Here is a 16,591-nt window from a genome sequence, read left to right as displayed (position 1 = left end):
GATCATGTTCAGCCGGAATACGCTCATTGGTAGTCTCATCGTCGCAACGGCGGGGACACTCGCCATCGGATCGGCCGCGCAGGCGGGGCACTGGGCACCGCGTCGGGGTGCGCTGCCTGGAGATTTAGATCAAGAATGAGGTTGCTGACGACGAGGATGGACTAGGGCGACCTTTCCACGCAATAAATTAAACGTCTCAGGTCTTTGGATGAAAAGAAACTCAGGATCGCAAAGCGTGAAGGTAAACCCGCAGAGCAAACATCCCGGCGCTGACTATCATACAAATGTCCTATCTCGACGATATCGACAATATGGATGCGTTCGCAATTCGGGTCATCCTTGCCGATGACCACCCTGTCATGCTCAGCGGCATCTCGCATGAGTTTGCAGAGGTGAAGACAATCCAGCTGGTCGGTACAGCGAGAAATTCGACTGAGCTGATCGCGCTTCTCACGAGCACACAATGCGACGTTCTCGTATCCGATTACGCAATGCCTGCGGGCGAATACGGTGATGGAATCGCGCTGTTCTCTCTGATCAAACGTCGCTATCCCGCGATCAAGATCGTCGTTCTAACCATGCTGGACAACCCGGCGGTAATACGTGCGCTCGTTACACAAGGTGTGACGTGCATCGTCAGCAAATCCGATGCTGGCACCCACCTTATCCCTGCCGTTCATGCCGTCCATAGCGGCGGCAAATACTATTCGCCAACGATCAATCAGATCGTCCAGTCGATCGACTGGAACCGTCGGGGCAGGGGTTCATCGGACGTGCTGAGTCAGCGCGAATCCGAAGTTGTGCGTCTTTTTGCATCCGGGCTGACTGTGAACGAGATTGCCGAGAAATTGAGTCGCAGCAAGAAAACCATCAGCACTCAGAAATCGAAGGCGATGGAAAAACTCGGCATTGAACGAGAAGTCGATCTGTTTCGGTATGCGATGGAAAATGGGCTCGTGACTTCGTCGCAGAAGACCTCTGACAGTTCTTCCTCCACAGAATAGAGGCACGAAGCGATTGTGCCTTTCAAAATGACATTGAGAAGTAAATTTCTTACCGGATGCTTGCATTTTTGCGGATCTGCATTCCGTCGTTGACCGGATCCATTGTCAATAGGCACGACACGAGAAGCACGGCGTGGAACTGCGCTCGAGTTCCGCCACGGTTGCTGTGCACTGCGATCACGATCTCGGTTGTTGGCACGGCGAAAAATTCGACCGAACTGATAGACGCGCCGACGAACTCGCCTTGCGACGTGGTTGTCTCGGACGACGTGATGCCCGGCGGACGTTATGGCGACGGACTGGCGCTTTTCGCTGCCATTCGCTAGCACTCTCCGAACGTGCGCGTGGGGTTGTGCTGAGCATGATGGAAAATCCGGCGGTTGGGCGCCTGCTGATGCAAGAAGGCCAATGCTGTATTTTCAGCAAGACTGATCCGATCACTAACCTGACGATTGCGGTACATGCCGCCTACGCGAATGGTCGCTATCTGTCGCCGCGTATGGCGGCGATCTGAGCTTTTGCGTCGCAGTAAAAAACGATCAGTACGCAAAAGGGCGCGGCAGTGCTCAAACTGAGTATCGAACGAGACGCGGACCTGGTGCGTTATGGAATCGAAAGCGGATTGGCGTCGTCCGCGGAGCCGGCCAATTTGTAGCACAGCCCGACGCGTGGGATTTTGGCCTCAGCCCCGAATCAGCGTAAGCATGACCCGAGTGCCGGCTTCCCTGGTGACGCTCCCGCCGTTGGACTGCGTGACTGCTGCCGATTCGGGCGCTCCGCACCAGCAAACCATCTGTCGCGATCGCCCATGACCGCTGCCACTACCCATCGAGCACCGAGTCTGCAGCCCGTAGGACTCTCCACGTCGCGGGCCGCCTGCAGCGGCGTTGTTGAATCGCAGCGCTACGACATCGCGGGCGGCAACTGCTGGACAAGACAAAACTCCGCGGAGCGTTGATAATACAACGTAAGCTGTTCAATACACTACATTTATAGTTCCTAAACACGACATTAGTACTATAATGTCGTGTTTAAGATTTCTTCGAATTCCATCTTCCCAAGGCGCTTTCACATGACCCTCGAAGCCGATATCGAAGTCGCCCGTCAGAACGCGCCCGACACGCAGACGCTTTATCGCGAAGTCTGTGCGCTGCTGTTTTTCCGGTACGGAGAAACTCCGACCGCGAACCGCCTGTATCAGTTGGTGCGCAAAGGCAGCATGAGCGCGCCGGCCAAGGCGTTGCGCGATTTCTGGACCGACGTGCGTGACAAAACGCGCGTCGACGTCGGCCGTCCGGATTTGCCGCCCGAGGTCGCAGCGGCCGCCGGCGAGTTCGCGGCGCAGATGTGGCGTCTATCGAGCGACGCTGCGACCGCCGCGCTCGACGTGTTCAGGCAAGACGCCGACGCGCAAATCGCCGCGGCGCAAGAACAGGCCGAGCAACGAGACAGGCAGCGTCAGGAAGCGGTCGACGAGGCAGAACAGGCGGCCAACGACGCCGCGACCCTGCGCACGCGGATTGCGGGTCTCGAGGCACGGATCGTCGAGCTGCAAACCGCCAACGACATGCTGGCAGCGCAACTGACGACATCGAAGGAAGAAATCGCGGCAGGAGCCGCCGCGCTCGCCGATGCCCGCCGCGATTTCGCCGACGAACTGGCGAAGCTGCGCCGCTCGCACGAGCAGAACGAGCAGCGGCTCGCCGCGGCGGAAAAGCGCGCATTGCTGGAAATCGACGGTGAACGGGCCGCGGCGCAACGTCTGCGCAAGGAGCTTCAGGCGAGTCACGAACGGGCGGCGACGCTCGAAGCCGAATCGCGAACCGAGCGCGACGCGCTGCGGGACGAGTTGGCCGCATCGAAGGCGGAACTGGCTGCCTCTGCGGCGCGGCATGCCGAGACCCGTGGGCAGCTCGCGGAAAAGGATGCGTTGCTGGCTGAACGGGCGGCTGCGACCGACCTGTTGCGCCAGCGTATCGACACGCTGTCGCGGCAGATCGAGACCACGCGGACGGAAAGAACGTCCGCGCGCCCTGCCCGCCGCGCCCGCGAAAAATCATCCGCGCAAGGCCGCGCAGCGGCGGGTTTCTCAGGCGGACCGTTCGTCAAACGTTCGACCAGCGCCAAGCCACCCAAGTCGCAATAAGTGGCATAAGTGGCCACCTCGAATTCGACAAAACCGGTTATTCCACCAAACCAGTCGACCGTCTAATCTGATCTCACGTTAAACCCACCGCAAGGACGGTCAACATGAAGATCATGCACGTCGACGCCAGCGCGAAGCGCGAGCGATCCAATTCCCGCGCACTCGCCCGCTATTTTCTCGGGCGTCTGCGCGAAGAGCGCGTCGAGTTCGACGTCGACTATCTGGATGTGACAGTCGATACACCACCACACGTCAACGAAGCGTTCGCGATCGCCACCTACACGGCCGCGCAAGAGCGCACGGCGGCGATGCGGGCGACGCTGGCGGCGTCGGATGCGCTGTGTGCGCGCCTGCTCGCCGCCGACGCGCTGGTGTTCGCGATGCCGATGTACAACTGGTCGATGCCGTCGGTGTTCAAGGCGTTCATCGACAGCGTCACGCGGACCGGCGTGACCTACCTGCACGCGGAAGACGGCCGCATCGTCGGGCAGCTCGGCCGCCACAAGGTGTTGTTCATCACGAGCCGCGGCGCGGATCTGCGCGCGGGCTCGCCGTATGAATCGATGGATGCGCTAACGCCCGCGCTGAAGGCTGCATTCGGTTTTCTTGGCGTCGCCGCGCCGACTTTCGTCGATGCGCAGCCGCTACAGTTCGCCAATCCCGAAGCGCGGACCGCGGCGCTCGAACGTGCGCGTGGAGAATTGGCCACGGTTGCGGCGCAGTGGGCACAAGGCGAACGCGGGGCAAACCAGCAAGCCGAGGCGTTGTGCCAGGCTGTCGCGGAGTGAAGCTATGAATACGATCCGCACTCTATTCGCGTCGGCACTGCTCGCCGGCGCGGCGCTCGCGGGAACGTGGCAGTCCGCCTTTGCCGCCGACACCGGTGAGGCGAGCGCTGCCCCTCACGAAACCATCGCCCCCGCTTTCGCCGTACCGATCGCCAACGTGCCGGGCAAGACGATGACCGCGCTCGTCGTCGACTATGCGCCGGGCGGCAAATCGGCGCCGCATCGGCATGGCCAGGCGTTCGTGGTGGGCTATGTGCTGTCGGGCGCGATCCGCAGCCGTGTCGATAGCGGGGCTGAGCGGGTCTACCATGCGGGCGAATCGTGGACCGAGAAGCCCGGCGCGCATCACATGGTCAGCGAGAACGCGAGCACGACCGAGCCCGCAAAACTGCTCGCGATTTTCGTCGCGGATACGAACGACCAACACCTGGTGACGTTCGATAAAAAATGACTGTCATCGGGCGGCGGCACTCGCCGCCCGCGCGGATCGATGCAAATGCAACGAGCCGCGCGCCACGCTGCGTCAGAAGCGCGGATGACACTCGAAACTGACCGACGACGCGTGCGCGGTCATCGCGCTGACGCCGCTGACGGTCTCCCTGTTCACGCTGCTTTGCATGCCGCGACGATCGCAGTAGTCGCGCGCCTCGTTCATCGCGAGTTCATGCGCGCGCGCCCAGGCCATGCGCCCACCGGTCGCGCTCGCGGCGACCGTGTAGCTGCCGGGCTTGCCGCTCGCGACCACATCCGTGCTCGACGCGCAGCCGACCAGACTCGCGCATGCGAGCGCAACCGCGACCGCTGCGCGCATGCGCGTGAGCAGCGGCGCCCTCTTCCTTTCTGCGCCTGCCACTTTCGCGACGCGCTCGGCTTCAAATTCCCGCACCGTTTTGCACGCTTCGGCAAGACTGTCCGAACCCTGATTCGACATCGTGGATCACCTGCATTTTTAACTGATTAGTCAGGCAGTAATTATCCGGAATCGTTCGCGCAAGATCAGCCGATACAACCGAAAACACTGTTGCGTGGCTCTTAACAATGGACACAAGCTCGAGGCCGCGACGACGTCCGCAATGAGCGGACCATGCGGTTCACGAAAGAGCTTCCAGAATCCCTTTTGAGCGTTTAGTCTGTAGCGATGCCTGTTCGACGGACAGGCATATCGAACCGCGGACCCCACCACATAGCGGCATACACCGGTCGCCGAACCGGAGGAGACATATATGGATCTCGAGGCACGTACCCTTCACCGCGTCACGATGCGGCTCATCCCGTTTCTGATGCTGTGCTACTTCATCGCTTATCTGGATCGTGTCAACGTCGGCTTCGCGGCGTTGCAGATGAACAAGGCGCTCGATCTGTCCGCGAGCGCGTTCGGCTTCGGCGCGGGCGTGTTCTTTCTCGCGTACTTCTTTTTCGAAGTGCCGTCGAACCTGCTGCTCGAACGATTCGGCGCACGCCGCTGGATCGCGCGAATCATGTTCTCGTGGGGCATTCTCGCGGGCGCGATGGCCTTCATACCGGACATCGCGCGCTTCACCGGGCTCTCGCCCGCGCACGTGTTTTACGGCCTGCGGATTCTGCTCGGCATCGCCGAGGCCGGCTTTTTCCCGGGCATCATTTTTCTGCTGACCTTGTGGTTTCCGGCCGCGTATCGCGGGCGCGTGGTCGGCTATTTCATGGCGGCAATTCCGCTGTCGACGGTGATCGGCGGCCCGATCTCCGGCGCGCTGCTTTCGCTCGACGGCATCGGTGGACTCGGCGGCTGGCAGTGGCTGTATCTGATCGAGGCGGCGCCCGCGGTATTGCTGTCGTTCGCGGTGCTGTTCTATCTGACCGACAAGCCCGCCGATGCCACCTGGCTCAGCACCGAGGAGCGCGACTGGCTGATCGCGCGCCAGAAGCAGGAGCGTGAGCATCGCGAGGCGGTGCGCCACTTCAGCGTGAAGGAGGCGCTGATCAATCCGCGCGTGCTCGCCATCGCGCTGATCTATTTTGGCGCGAATGCGACCAACTACGGCCTGAGCTTCTTCCTGCCGCAGATCGTGAAGGCCTTCGGTCTGACCAATCTGCAGACGGGTTTCGTCACGTCGCTGCCGTACGTGATCGGGCTCATCGGCATGATCGTGTGGGGGCGGCATTCGGATCGCCACCTGGAGCGCCGCTGGCACGTCGCGATCGCGCTGTTCATTGCGGCGGGCGGCATCGCGGTCTCGGCCGGACTCGACAATCCGGTGCTGAAGATGATTGCGCTGTCGATTGCCGGCTTCGGCATCTTCGGTTGCCTGCCGGTGATCTGGACCTTGCCGGCCGCGTTTCTGTCGGGCGCGGCGGCCGCGGGCGGCATCGCCGCGATCAATTCGCTCGGCAATCTGGCGGGTTTCTTCGGCCCGTTCGCGATGGGCTGGATCAAGGACAGCACCGGTGGCTTCGGCGCCGGGCTGCTATGCCTCGCGGGAGCGGGGCTGATCGGGATGGCGGCGGTGCTGTTGCTGCATCACGACACGTCGCTCGAGACGGTGCATGGGAATCCGCATGCGCGGCCGTCGGGTGAAGCGGGCGTCGCGAGACCTTAGCCCTTCTGCCTCACCGAGTTCGATACGCACCCGGGCAGCGCGCCCGGGTCGCATTCAGTTCGCCCCGCTGCCGTTATTCGACCCTTCGCCGCCCGGAGCGCCCGCATCGGGCGGCACGACGTCGTCTGGGGTCGGGGTCGGCGCGAGCGCGGCCGCACCGCCGCCATGCGTTTCGCCGTCGACGGTATTACCGGGCGGGGTCGTGGGAGCCGCTTCCGCCCCAGGCGCCGGCAGCAACGGCGGCATTTCGCGCACTTCGCCCTGCATTGCGGACGCGCCCGCTGCCTCTGACGCCGCCGGTGCAGCCACGGCAGACGCCGGCGGCGCCACCGGTGCGCGCCGCGCCGGAGCACGCGCCACGACCTGCTTGTCCGGCTGCGCCGGCGTGCGCGTGAACAGGCTCTCGATCCAGTTGCGCAAGCGTTCGGCGCGCTCCGCGAACCAGCCGGGCTGCTGCGCGGTATCGAATTTCATGTGGCTGTCGACGAGCCGCGAGCGCTGAGCGCGCTGGAAGAAATCGCCGACGATCGGCAGCGCGCTATGCGCCCCCTGCCCCCAGTAATCGCTGCGCAACGTCACGCGGCTGTCGTTGAAGCCGACCCACGCCCCCGCCACCAGTTGCGGTTGCATCAGGATGAACCAGCCATCCGCGTTGCCCTGGGTCGTGCCGGTCTTGCCCGCGACGTCGCCGCGCACGCCGAAGCGCGTGCGGATACTCGCGCCGGTGCCGCGGCTGACGACGTCGCGCATCACGTCGACGAGCGTGCGCGCCGCGTCGGCGGGCAACTCGCGCCTCGGCGTGGCCGGGCTGAATTCGGCGAGCAGGTTGCCGTTGCGGTCCTCGATGCGCGTAACCATCAGCGGCTCGACGTAGCCGCCGAGGTTAGCGATCGTGCCATACGCCGACACCATTTCCTTCAGCGTGACCGGGCTCGTGCCGAGCGCAAGCGACGGCACCGGGTCGAGCTGGCTGTCGCGCACGCCCATCGCCCGCGCGAGCTTCGCGACCCGGTTCGGACCGACCGACTCCATCACCTGCGCGGTGATGCGGTTGCGCGAATACGCGAGCGCATCGCGCAGGCTGATCATGCGGCCGCTCGGCTCGTCCTCGTCGTTCGGCTTCCACAGTTCGCCGCCGGCGAGTTCGATCTGGACCGGATTGTCGGGCAGTTTGTCGTCGGGCCTCGCGCCGGCCTCGAAGGCCGCCGCGTACACGAACGGCTTGAACGTCGAGCCCGGCTGACGGCGCGCCTGCTGCACGTGATCGAACGGATCAACGCCAAAGTCGCGGCTGCCGACCCACGCCTTGATCTCGCCGGTGCGCGGGTCCATCGCGAGGAAGTCGGCCTGCACGCGCGTCTTCGTGTCGCACACACTTTGCACGAGCTTGCGATCGGCGAGCAGGTGCTTGAGCGCGTCGTCGTCGGACAGGCCCGTGTCTTTGGCCGCGCGGAAGTCGGGCGTTTCGCGCAGGAACGTGCGCAGCAGGTCCTTGTCCGCCGAGCAGCCCGCGCGCGTGCCCCACGCCGAGTTCGCGATGTTCTGCAACTGGTTGCCCTGCAGCGTGACCGCCTGGGTCGCCATCGTCTGGAGGCGCGAGTCGATCGTCGTGCGCACGACGAGTCCATCGGAATAGATGTTGTAGTCGTTGCGATCAGCCCACGCGACCAGCCATTTGCGCAGCTGCTGCGTGAAGTGCGGCGCGGGTCCGGGCGGCTCGATCTGGCGCTCGAAGTCCAGACGCAGCGGCTTGCGGGCGAGCCCGTCGTACTGGGCGGGCGTCAGTTTGCCGTACTTGACCAGCTGCGCGAGCACCGTATTGCGCCGCTGCAACGCGCGCTCGGGGTTCAGCACCGGGTTGTAGTACGCATTGCCCTTCAGCATGCCGGTCAGCGTCGCCGCTTCGAGCACGTTCAGCTCGGACGCGGGCTTGTCGAAATAGGTGCGCGCGGCCATTTCGATGCCGTACGCGTTGTACAGGAACGGCACCGTGTTCAGGTAGGTTTCGAGGATCTCGTCCTTCGTGTAGAACGTCTCGATCTTCAGCGCGGTGATCGCTTCCTTCAGCTTGCGCGTCAGCGTCGGCGCACGGCCGATCTCGTCGGGATACAGATTGCGCGCGAGTTGCTGGGTGATCGTCGAGCCGCCCTGGCGGTCGCCGGAGAACGTGTGCAGCGCGGCCGAAGCGGTGCGCCGCCAGTCGAGTCCGAAATGCTGATAGAAGCGGTGATCCTCGGTCGCGATCAGCGCGTTCACGACGTTCGGCGAGATGTCCTTCAGCTTGACCCACTCGCGGTTCGACGGCTTGAACTCGGCGAGCAGCTTGCCGTCCGCCGACAGGATCTGCGCGGGCTGCTCGATCTTCGCCTTGCGGATGTCGCCGATGCTCGGCGTGAACGGAATCAGCAGCAGCACGTACAGCACGAACAGCACCGGCAGCGCGGCGAGCCCCCACGCGAACGTGCGGCGGGTCGGGTGGCGCAAATGCCACGCGGCCTTCGCGAAAAGCGGGTTCGCGAGGGTCAGCCCTTTGTCGAGGGCCGCCAGAAAGGAGGAAAAGAGGCGCTTCACGTGCTGTCGTCGGCTGGGAAAGGCGCAATCGTACCAAGATGTGGGGGGTGCGCCGATTTTTGCTCCATTCGTGGGATGGAGTGCGGCTCCGGCGGGCCACTATAATGTCGCCAATTCCGACAAGAGGTGCTTCATGATCATCAAACCGCGTGTGCGTGGCTTCATCTGTGTATCGACCCATCCGACCGGCTGCGAAGCCAACGTCAAGGAACAGATCGAGTATGTGAAGGCACGCGGCCCCATTGCCAACGGGCCGAAGAAGGTGCTCGTGATCGGTGCGTCGACCGGCTATGGCCTCGCCGCGCGCATCAGCGCCGCGTTCGGCTCGGGCGCGTCGACCCTCGGCGTGTTCTTCGAGCGCGCCGGCAGCGAAACCAAGGCTGGCACGGCCGGCTGGTACAACACCGCGGCGTTCGAGAAGTTGGCCACCGCCGAAGGCCTGTACGCGACCAGCATCAACGGCGACGCGTTCTCCGACGAAGTGAAGGCGCGCACCATCGAAGTGATCAAGCGCGATCTCGGCCAGGTCGATCTGGTCGTCTATAGCCTCGCTGCGCCGAAGCGCCAGCACCCGAAAACGGGTGAAGTGTTCAGCTCGGTCCTGAAACCGATCGGCAAGGCAGTCAACCTGCGCGGCATCGACACCGACAAGGAAGTGATCAAGGAAACCGTGCTCGAACCGGCGACGCCGGAAGAAATCGCGCACACGGTCGCGGTGATGGGCGGCGAAGACTGGCAGATGTGGATGGACGCGTTGGGCGAAGCCGGCGTGCTTGCCGACGGCGCGAAGACCACCGCGTTCACCTACCTCGGCGAGAAGATCACGCACGACATCTACTGGAACGGCTCGATCGGCGCGGCCAAGAAGGATCTCGACCAGAAGGTGCTCGGCATCCGTGAAAAGCTCGCGGCCAACGGCGGCGATGCGCGTGTCTCGGTGCTGAAGGCGGTCGTCACGCAGGCGAGCTCCGCGATTCCGATGATGCCGCTGTATCTGTCGCTGCTCTTCAAGGTGATGAAGGAAAAAGGCACGCACGAAGGCTGCATCGAGCAGGTCTATGGCCTGTACAAGGACAGCCTCTATGGCAGCCAGCCGCATCTGGACGACGAAGGCCGTCTGCGCGCGGACTACAAGGAACTCGATCCGCAGGTGCAAGGCCGTGTGCAGGAGCTGTGGAACCAGGTGACCAACGACAACATCTACGAACTCACCGATTTCGCCGGCTACAAGACCGATTTCCTGCGTCTGTTCGGCTTTGAAATGAAGGGCGTCGATTACGAGGCGGACGTCAATCCGGACGTGCAGATTCCGAATCTCGTGCAGGTTTGATTCACAGGGGGGGGCGGGCCCGCTTCGCGAGTTCGCCCCCTGCTGTTGCCCCCGCCTTAGCCCCTCCCCTCACTCCTTCCACACGTCAGCACGGATACGCGCCCTGCAACGAGCGCAGAATCGCGAGCCCGATCGGAAAATCGTCGGAAATGCCCGGGTGCTTCGCGAAGAACGCATCGAGCAGCGGATAGACCGTCTGGTTGCCGATTGCCAGCGTTTCTGGCGGACAGAACAGCTGCGGCTGTTTCCGCGAGACCAGATCGCCGTTCGCCCAGCCGAACGCGTTGATCGTGCCGGTGATGTACGCCGCATAGATCGAATTGTTGTCGGCGTGCGCCCATTTCTTGTATTGGGCGGCAGTCATCTCGGCGCTCGCGTTCAGAGTGAAGCACGCCGTCAGCACGGCCAGCGCGAATTTTGTTACCCGCATCGTTGGACCTTCAATGTCGCTAAATGGGCGCCATTGTAGGCGACGCGGGGTACACCGCGCAGCAGCCGTCGGCGCGGCAACGCGAAAGCCATGCGTAAGAGTCAAAGACGGATTCCGTAAGCATCGGCGAGTTGCCGAAGCCGCGCGAATCAACGATTACGGCGTGCCGTTACGGCAATACCTGCGATACCCGTCGCGCTCGGCCAGGCGCGTCATATAAGCGGCTACCGCCGGCAAATCGTCGTGCTGCTGCGGCGTTTCGAGCCAGCGGTTCGCGGACAGCGCGATCGGAATATCGGCGAGCGAGAAGGCCTCGCCCGCGATATACGCGCCGGTGCGCGCCAGTTGCTGCTCGACGATCGCCATATGCTTCGACCAGTTCGCACACGACGCGGCGATCTGCCGCGGGTCCTGATGCTCGGGCGAATGCCGCACGAGCGCCGGAAACGCGTAGCTCCACGAGCGGTTCAATTCGCTCGCCTGCCAGTCGATCCATTGATCGCAGCGCGCGCGCTCGACCGGATCGGCCGGATAGAGCCCGTCACCGCGATAACGGTTCGCGAGGTAACGGATGATCGAGTTCGATTCCCACAGCACGAAGTCGCCGTCGCGAATCACGGGGACCATCGCGTTCGGATTGAGCGCGCGGAATTCGGCGACATCGGTCGAGCGAAAGCCCGAGCCCCAGTCTTCCTGCTCGAACGCAAGTCCGAGTTCCGCGCAGGTCCACAGCACCTTGCGCACGTTGATCGAGGTGGTCTTGCCGAGTATCTGCAGCATCGGTGGTTGTGTGTCGCGTCGGTAAAACGGGTTGAAGGATCAAACCCGGAAGCCAGTGAGTTTGCCTTGCGCGCGGCGCGGCGTCATCCGCTTTTCAGCGTCGCCTGTTCACGGATCATGTCGTACAGCGCCTGCGCCGCCGGCGACAACTGCGCGGTCTTGCGCGCGACCAGCACCAGTGTGCGCGACACGGTGGGCTGCGTGAGCTCGACGGTGCGCACGGTCGGATACGCGCCCTTTTGCAGCGCGAGCGCGGGCACCACGGCCACGCCGACACGCTGCGCGACGAGCCCGAGCGCGGTCGAACTGCGCTGCACCTCGTAGAACGATCGCAGCGCGAGCTCGCTGGATTCCAACGCGACGTCGAGCAGCGCGCGGTTGCCGCTGACCTCGCCGGCGAAAATCAACGGGAACGCCTGCAACTGCCGCCATGCGATGCGCCGCCGCTTCGCGAGCGGATGGTCTTCGTGGCAGATCAGCACATAGCGGTCTTCGGTGAGCGGCACGCTGGCGAGATCCGGATGATGCTCACGCGCGATATTGATGCCAAACTCGACCTCCCTGCGCAACACAGCCTCTTCCACCGCCGCCGACGCGTGATCGAGAATCTTGATGCGATTGTGCGGATAGTGCGCCGAATAGGCCTGCAGGATGCGCGGCAGGTACTGCACGCCGACGGTCGGCACGCACGCGATCGACACGTCGCCGCGTCGCGCGATACCCGTTTCGCGGATTTCGACCAGCGCATCGGCCAATTCGCCGAGCAGACGGCGCGCCTGCGGCAGAAAGTTGCGGCCGATATCGGTGAGCGCCATCGAACGCGTGGTGCGCTCGATCAGCGTGACGCCGAGATAGGTTTCGAGCTTGCGCAGCCGCTGCGTAATCGCAGTTTGCGTTACGTGTAGCGAATCCGCCGCGCTCTGGAAGCTGCCGCGATCGGCAATCGCGACGAACGCCTGCACGCCGAGCGTGTCGATTTTCATTAGAAAAATGAAGTAATTGGAATCATAAATTCATTTTACTCGGGGCTGATCGCGGCTGAGAATGGCCTCAACGAACCGCGAAGGAGCAGAAGATGACCGATAAAACCCCTAACGAGCACAGCGATTGGCACGCGAAGCAGTACACGCTGTTCGAGAACGAGCGCACGCGGCCGGTGCGCGATCTGCTCGCGGCGGTGCCGTTGGACGGTGCCCGGAGCGCGGTCGATATCGGCTGCGGACCGGGCAACTCGACCGAGGTACTTGCCGAGCGGGTGCCGGGTGCGTCCGTCAGCGGCATCGACAGCTCGGCCGACATGATCGCGGCGGCCCGTCGGCGGTTGCCGCAATTCCGCTTCGACATCAGCGACGTGTCGACGTGGGACGCACGCGGCCCCTTCGACGTGATCCTCGCGAACGCGGTACTGCAATGGGTGCCGAACCACGAGCGGCTGTTCCCCGCGCTGGTGGCAAAACTCGCGACGCGCGGCAGCCTCGCCGTGCAGATGCCGGTCAATCTCGACGAACCGGCGCACCGGCTGCTGCGCGAAATCGCCGCCGATGGGCCTTGGGCGTCCAGGCTGAAGGGTGTCGAGCGCACCATGCGCCACGACGCGAACTGGTACTACGCGCTGCTCAAGCCGCTGTGCGCGCGCGTCGACGTGTGGCGCACGGTCTATCACCACCCGCTCGCAGGCGCCGACGCAGTGGTCGAATGGTTCAAGGGCAGCGCGCTGCGGCCGTTTCTCGCCGCGCTCGACGACACCGAACGCAGCGCGTTTCTTCAACGCTATCGCGACGGAATCGCCAAAGCCTACCCGGCGCTCGCCGATGGCACGGTGCTGCTGCCGTTTCCGCGGCTTTTCATCGTTGCGACGCGCGGCGAACGGTGAGGCCGCGCGCGGGAACCGGCGCCAGCCGCTGAACCCCGCGCGGCGGGGTTCCGGCGAGTCCTCCGAGGTCGACCGGGCGTCCCGCGCACGTCGCGGATGCATCGCCCGAAAGCCAGCCTGTTGCGGTGCCGCACGCTAGGGTTGGTCAGGAATTGCCGCCCGGGAATTCCGCATGCTAATGTTTGTAAAAAGCGGAGGACGGCGCCCGCCGGCCTCACCGGGAAGCCATTTACTGCAGCGAGCGTCGCCATGAGTGATGTACGCCAACATTTGAGTCCCCGTGACCGCCTGGAGCTGTTGTGCTGGCTCACATGCGGAAGCCTCGGCGCTTATTATCTGAACGAAGACTGGCCCGACGCGGCGTTTCACGTGCAGTCCGCGCACAAGTGGCTCGACCGCCGAGCGCGCGAAGCCGACTGGCTGTGCATCGCGAAGCTGTCGGCCACCGCCGTCGAAATCGCACGGCGCCACGCGCGCTTCGTCGATACGGATTGGGCGCGCGACGCGGTCGAGGAAATTCTCGATACCGACGAACTCGATCCGCAAGCCCGGCTCGTCCGCCAGGTTATAGCCGACTGCCAGAGCGCGCTGGCCGACAAGCGGATCGCCGATTAGCCGCGGGCCGGCTTTTCCTTCCTTTTTTTGCGGTGTTCCGGGGGGCCAATTTATTGGCCCCTTTTGCGTTGTTGCGCGCTTCCGCGCACGATGCGTGACTTGCAGTCGGTAAAAAATGCGGCACCGGCCTCCGGGCGTGATCTTTGGCCGGTTCGCGCAATTGCCGCGACCGCCCCGCCCTTCATTCCTCGACCGTCGTCTTCAACTTCAGCAGCGCCTGATCCCACTGCCGCGAAATCGCGTCGAGCGCGCGGCGCGCCGCGTCCAGATGCGCGGGCTCGAACGCCCACAGGCGCTCGCGTCCGACCTTGACATCGTGAACGAGGCCCGCGTCGGCCAGCACCTGCAGATGTTGCGTGACCGACTGCCGTGTGATGTCGGTGCCGGCCGTCAGCTGCGCGATCGACATCGCACTGCCCGCGCACAACGCCGCGACCAGACGCAGGCGGGTTTCGTCACCGAGCGCCGCGAACACCGACGCCGAACGGCGCAGCGTCGCCGCCTTGAGACCCGCCTGCGCGGAGCCCGCCTTAACCCGCGCCGACATATCGTTCGATATTGACCATCTGCTGTCCCCAGCCGCCGTCGTTCAGCCGGAACGCTTCCGCGCGGCGCCCGACCGGCAACTGGTCGAAGCCCGATTCGACGACGCGCAGCAGCGTGCCGGACTCGACCTCGCTCAGATCGAATTCGACGAGCGTGGTCGGCTCGGGTGTGTAGTCGATCGTGATGTCGATCGCGGCCGGATGCCAGCGCCACGACAGATGATGCTCGGGCTCGACACGCTCGACCAGCACGTCCATCACCAGATGCTCATAGCCCGGGTAGGTGATGTGCCCCTGCGTGGATTGTCCGGCGACGAACTGCTTGCCGGTGAGGTTCACGCCGAACCATTTGCCGAATTCCTCTGCGTTGGCCAGCGCGCGCCAGACGCGCGAGCGCGGCGCCTTCAACAGAATCTGCTTTTCGATGCGATCGGTCGATGAGTTCATATGCAGCCTCCTGGCTGCATATTAGAAACACCGTCGCTGATATGCAAATGTTCGACTGCGCTTTTCTACCGCATCATGCATGCGGCGCCGGCCCGACCGAGCGCCGCGCGCCGTGCCTCACTCCGTCGCATGCGCATGCATGACACCGGTCTGCATCGACCACGCCATCCACGGCCGGCGCAGCGCGACGATCGCAAGGAACGCGCACGCCGACAGCGTGCCGAACGTCGCGAAGCCCATCTGATAGCTGCCGGTGCTCTCCTTCGCGATGCCCATCACGACCGGCAGATAGAAGCCGCCGATCCCACCCGCCGCGCCGACGATGCCGGACATCAAACCGGTGCGGCCGGCCCAGCGATGCGGCACGAGCTGGAACGTCGCGCCATTGCCGAGTCCGAACGCGACGTACATGCACAGCAGCAACGCGATGCCGCCCGCGAACGACGGCATCGCCGTCGCGAACAGGAAGTCACAAATCGCGATGATCGCGAGCAGCACGGTCAGCGCGCGCACGCCCGACACGCGGTCGGCAATCAGGCCGCCGAGCGGACGCACCATCGCGCCGGTCGCGGCGAGCAGCGCCATGAACAGACCCGCGTCGATCTTCGACAGTTGATACAGGTTGGTCAGCAGCAGCGACACGTACGAAGACATGCCGACGAACCCGCCGAACGTGATGCTATAGACGAGCATGATGACCCACGTATCGCGTTCGGCAAGCACCGAGCGATAGCGTTGCGGCAGCACCGCGATCGCGAGCAGCGCGCCGATCACCGGCAACAGCAGCACGCCGGTCTTGCCCGCGCCGAACAGCCCCGCTTCGACGAGCAGCACGAGCACGATCAGGCCGGCCAGCGTCGTCGCGAAACTGCCGAACGCGCGCAGCACGCTGCCGGTTTTGACGCCCGCGTCGTTGGCCCAGAAGTACAGCGTGATCGCGGCGATCGCGAGCAGCGGCAAGGCGCCGCCCGCGGCGAGTTGCCAACCGTAGCGCGTCGCCAGTTGCGGGAACAGGAAGCCGTCGAGCACCGCGCCGATGTTGCCGGCCGCGGCCAGGCCCAATACGAGGCCCTGCACCTTCGGCGGATAGTTGCTGCCGGCCATCGGCAGCGCGACCGCGAAGCTGGCGCCGCCAACCCCGAGGAACACGCCGAGCACCAGCAGCATCTCGTACGACGGCACCGATTGCAGCAACGGCAGCACGATCGTTGGCACCGCCGATAGCAACACGCCCATCAACGCAATGCGTTTGCCGTGCGCGGACTGATACAGATTGCCGAGCGTCACGCGCAGAATCGCCGCGGACAACACCGGCACCGCGACCAGCAGACCCTGCTGCGCGGGCGTCATCGTGATGCTCTTGCTGATGAACGGCGCGAGCGGCCCATACAGCACCCAGACGGTGAAGCCCGTGTCGAAATACAGAAAGCAGGCGACCAGTGCGCGCCAATCGCCGCTTCGCAGGGAGTGCATCACGTTTTTCATC

Annotated in this window: 17 protein-coding genes; 9 read left to right on the top strand and 8 right to left on the bottom strand. The window is 64.1% G+C overall.

The window, feature by feature from the left end; all coding sequences use genetic code 11:
- The first annotated feature begins 284 nt into the window (after positions 1–284).
- The 5 genes from BC1002_RS07700 to BC1002_RS07680 all read left to right on the top strand — a co-directional run bounded on the left by BC1002_RS07700 (position 285) and on the right by BC1002_RS07680 (position 4,389).
- The gene (locus BC1002_RS07700; RefSeq protein ID WP_013089494.1) at positions 285–1,004 is read left to right on the top strand and encodes a response regulator; all 720 of its coding nucleotides are present in this window, start codon (positions 285–287) and stop codon (positions 1,002–1,004) included.
- Between the two features lie 133 nt (positions 1,005–1,137).
- Entirely contained in the window at positions 1,138–1,518 is a 381-nt protein-coding gene (locus tag BC1002_RS36150; RefSeq protein WP_238537928.1) for a hypothetical protein, read from the top strand.
- Between the two features lie 558 nt (positions 1,519–2,076).
- A complete protein-coding gene (locus BC1002_RS07690) occupies positions 2,077–3,150 on the top strand; it encodes a DNA-binding protein (protein ID WP_013089493.1) in 1,074 nt (357 codons plus the stop codon).
- Positions 3,151–3,254: 104 nt separating this feature from the next.
- Positions 3,255–3,938 carry an FMN-dependent NADH-azoreductase gene (locus BC1002_RS07685; RefSeq protein ID WP_013089492.1) on the top strand — a complete coding sequence of 228 codons (684 nt, stop codon included), beginning with the start codon at positions 3,255–3,257 and terminating at the stop codon, positions 3,936–3,938.
- A gap of 4 nt (positions 3,939–3,942) precedes the next feature.
- Positions 3,943–4,389 carry a cupin domain-containing protein gene (locus BC1002_RS07680; RefSeq protein WP_013089491.1) on the top strand — a complete coding sequence of 149 codons (447 nt, stop codon included), beginning with the start codon at positions 3,943–3,945 and terminating at the stop codon, positions 4,387–4,389.
- A gap of 72 nt (positions 4,390–4,461) precedes the next feature.
- Here the strand turns inward: BC1002_RS07680 and BC1002_RS07675 are convergent, their stop codons facing one another.
- Positions 4,462–4,869, bottom strand: a complete 408-nt coding sequence (locus BC1002_RS07675) for a hypothetical protein (protein ID WP_013089490.1) — start codon at positions 4,867–4,869, stop codon at positions 4,462–4,464.
- Positions 4,870–5,161: 292 nt separating this feature from the next.
- On the opposite strand from BC1002_RS07675, the gene BC1002_RS07670 reads away from it, so the two are divergent.
- Entirely contained in the window at positions 5,162–6,514 is a 1,353-nt protein-coding gene (locus BC1002_RS07670) for an MFS transporter (protein ID WP_013089489.1), read from the top strand.
- Positions 6,515–6,568: 54 nt separating this feature from the next.
- Here the strand turns inward: BC1002_RS07670 and BC1002_RS07665 are convergent, their stop codons facing one another.
- Positions 6,569–9,085 (bottom strand): penicillin-binding protein 1A, encoded by a 2,517-nt coding sequence (locus BC1002_RS07665; protein ID WP_013089488.1) that lies wholly within the window; start codon positions 9,083–9,085, stop codon positions 6,569–6,571.
- A 133-nt stretch (positions 9,086–9,218) separates the two neighbouring features.
- Here BC1002_RS07665 and fabV point away from each other — a divergent pair, with 133 nt between their 5' ends.
- On the top strand, positions 9,219–10,415 hold the full coding sequence (gene fabV, locus BC1002_RS07660) for an enoyl-ACP reductase FabV (RefSeq protein ID WP_013089487.1): 1,197 nt from the start codon (positions 9,219–9,221) through the stop codon (positions 10,413–10,415).
- Positions 10,416–10,500: 85 nt separating this feature from the next.
- Here the strand turns inward: fabV and BC1002_RS07655 are convergent, their stop codons facing one another.
- From BC1002_RS07655 to BC1002_RS07645, 3 genes are all read right to left on the bottom strand, one after another.
- Positions 10,501–10,845 (bottom strand): hypothetical protein, encoded by a 345-nt coding sequence (locus BC1002_RS07655; protein ID WP_013089486.1) that lies wholly within the window; start codon positions 10,843–10,845, stop codon positions 10,501–10,503.
- Between the two features lie 156 nt (positions 10,846–11,001).
- On the bottom strand, positions 11,002–11,625 hold the full coding sequence (locus BC1002_RS07650) for a glutathione S-transferase family protein (protein ID WP_013089485.1): 624 nt from the start codon (positions 11,623–11,625) through the stop codon (positions 11,002–11,004).
- Positions 11,626–11,708: 83 nt separating this feature from the next.
- Positions 11,709–12,608 (bottom strand): LysR family transcriptional regulator, encoded by a 900-nt coding sequence (locus BC1002_RS07645; RefSeq protein WP_013089484.1) that lies wholly within the window; start codon positions 12,606–12,608, stop codon positions 11,709–11,711.
- Positions 12,609–12,700: 92 nt separating this feature from the next.
- On the opposite strand from BC1002_RS07645, the gene tam reads away from it, so the two are divergent.
- On the top strand, positions 12,701–13,498 hold the full coding sequence (gene tam, locus BC1002_RS07640) for a trans-aconitate 2-methyltransferase (protein WP_013089483.1): 798 nt from the start codon (positions 12,701–12,703) through the stop codon (positions 13,496–13,498).
- 249 nt (positions 13,499–13,747) lie between these two features.
- Entirely contained in the window at positions 13,748–14,113 is a 366-nt protein-coding gene (locus BC1002_RS07635; protein ID WP_013089482.1) for a hypothetical protein, read from the top strand.
- Between the two features lie 181 nt (positions 14,114–14,294).
- Here the strand turns inward: BC1002_RS07635 and BC1002_RS07630 are convergent, their stop codons facing one another.
- The 3 genes from BC1002_RS07630 to BC1002_RS07620 all read right to left on the bottom strand — a co-directional run bounded on the left by BC1002_RS07630 (position 14,295) and on the right by BC1002_RS07620 (position 16,590).
- Positions 14,295–14,660 (bottom strand): ArsR/SmtB family transcription factor, encoded by a 366-nt coding sequence (locus BC1002_RS07630; protein ID WP_013089481.1) that lies wholly within the window; start codon positions 14,658–14,660, stop codon positions 14,295–14,297.
- Positions 14,644–15,105 (bottom strand): SRPBCC family protein, encoded by a 462-nt coding sequence (locus tag BC1002_RS07625; RefSeq protein WP_013089480.1) that lies wholly within the window; start codon positions 15,103–15,105, stop codon positions 14,644–14,646. Before BC1002_RS07625 ends, BC1002_RS07630 begins: the two co-directional genes overlap by 17 nt.
- 117 nt (positions 15,106–15,222) lie before the next feature.
- Positions 15,223–16,590 (bottom strand): MFS transporter, encoded by a 1,368-nt coding sequence (locus BC1002_RS07620; RefSeq protein ID WP_013089479.1) that lies wholly within the window; start codon positions 16,588–16,590, stop codon positions 15,223–15,225.
- Between the last annotated feature and the right edge of the window lies 1 nt (position 16,591).

The organism is Paraburkholderia atlantica, from assembly GCF_000092885.1.
Classification (GTDB): Bacteria; Pseudomonadota; Gammaproteobacteria; order Burkholderiales; family Burkholderiaceae; genus Paraburkholderia; species Paraburkholderia atlantica.
This window is presented reverse-complemented; position numbering and strand designations above follow the sequence as displayed.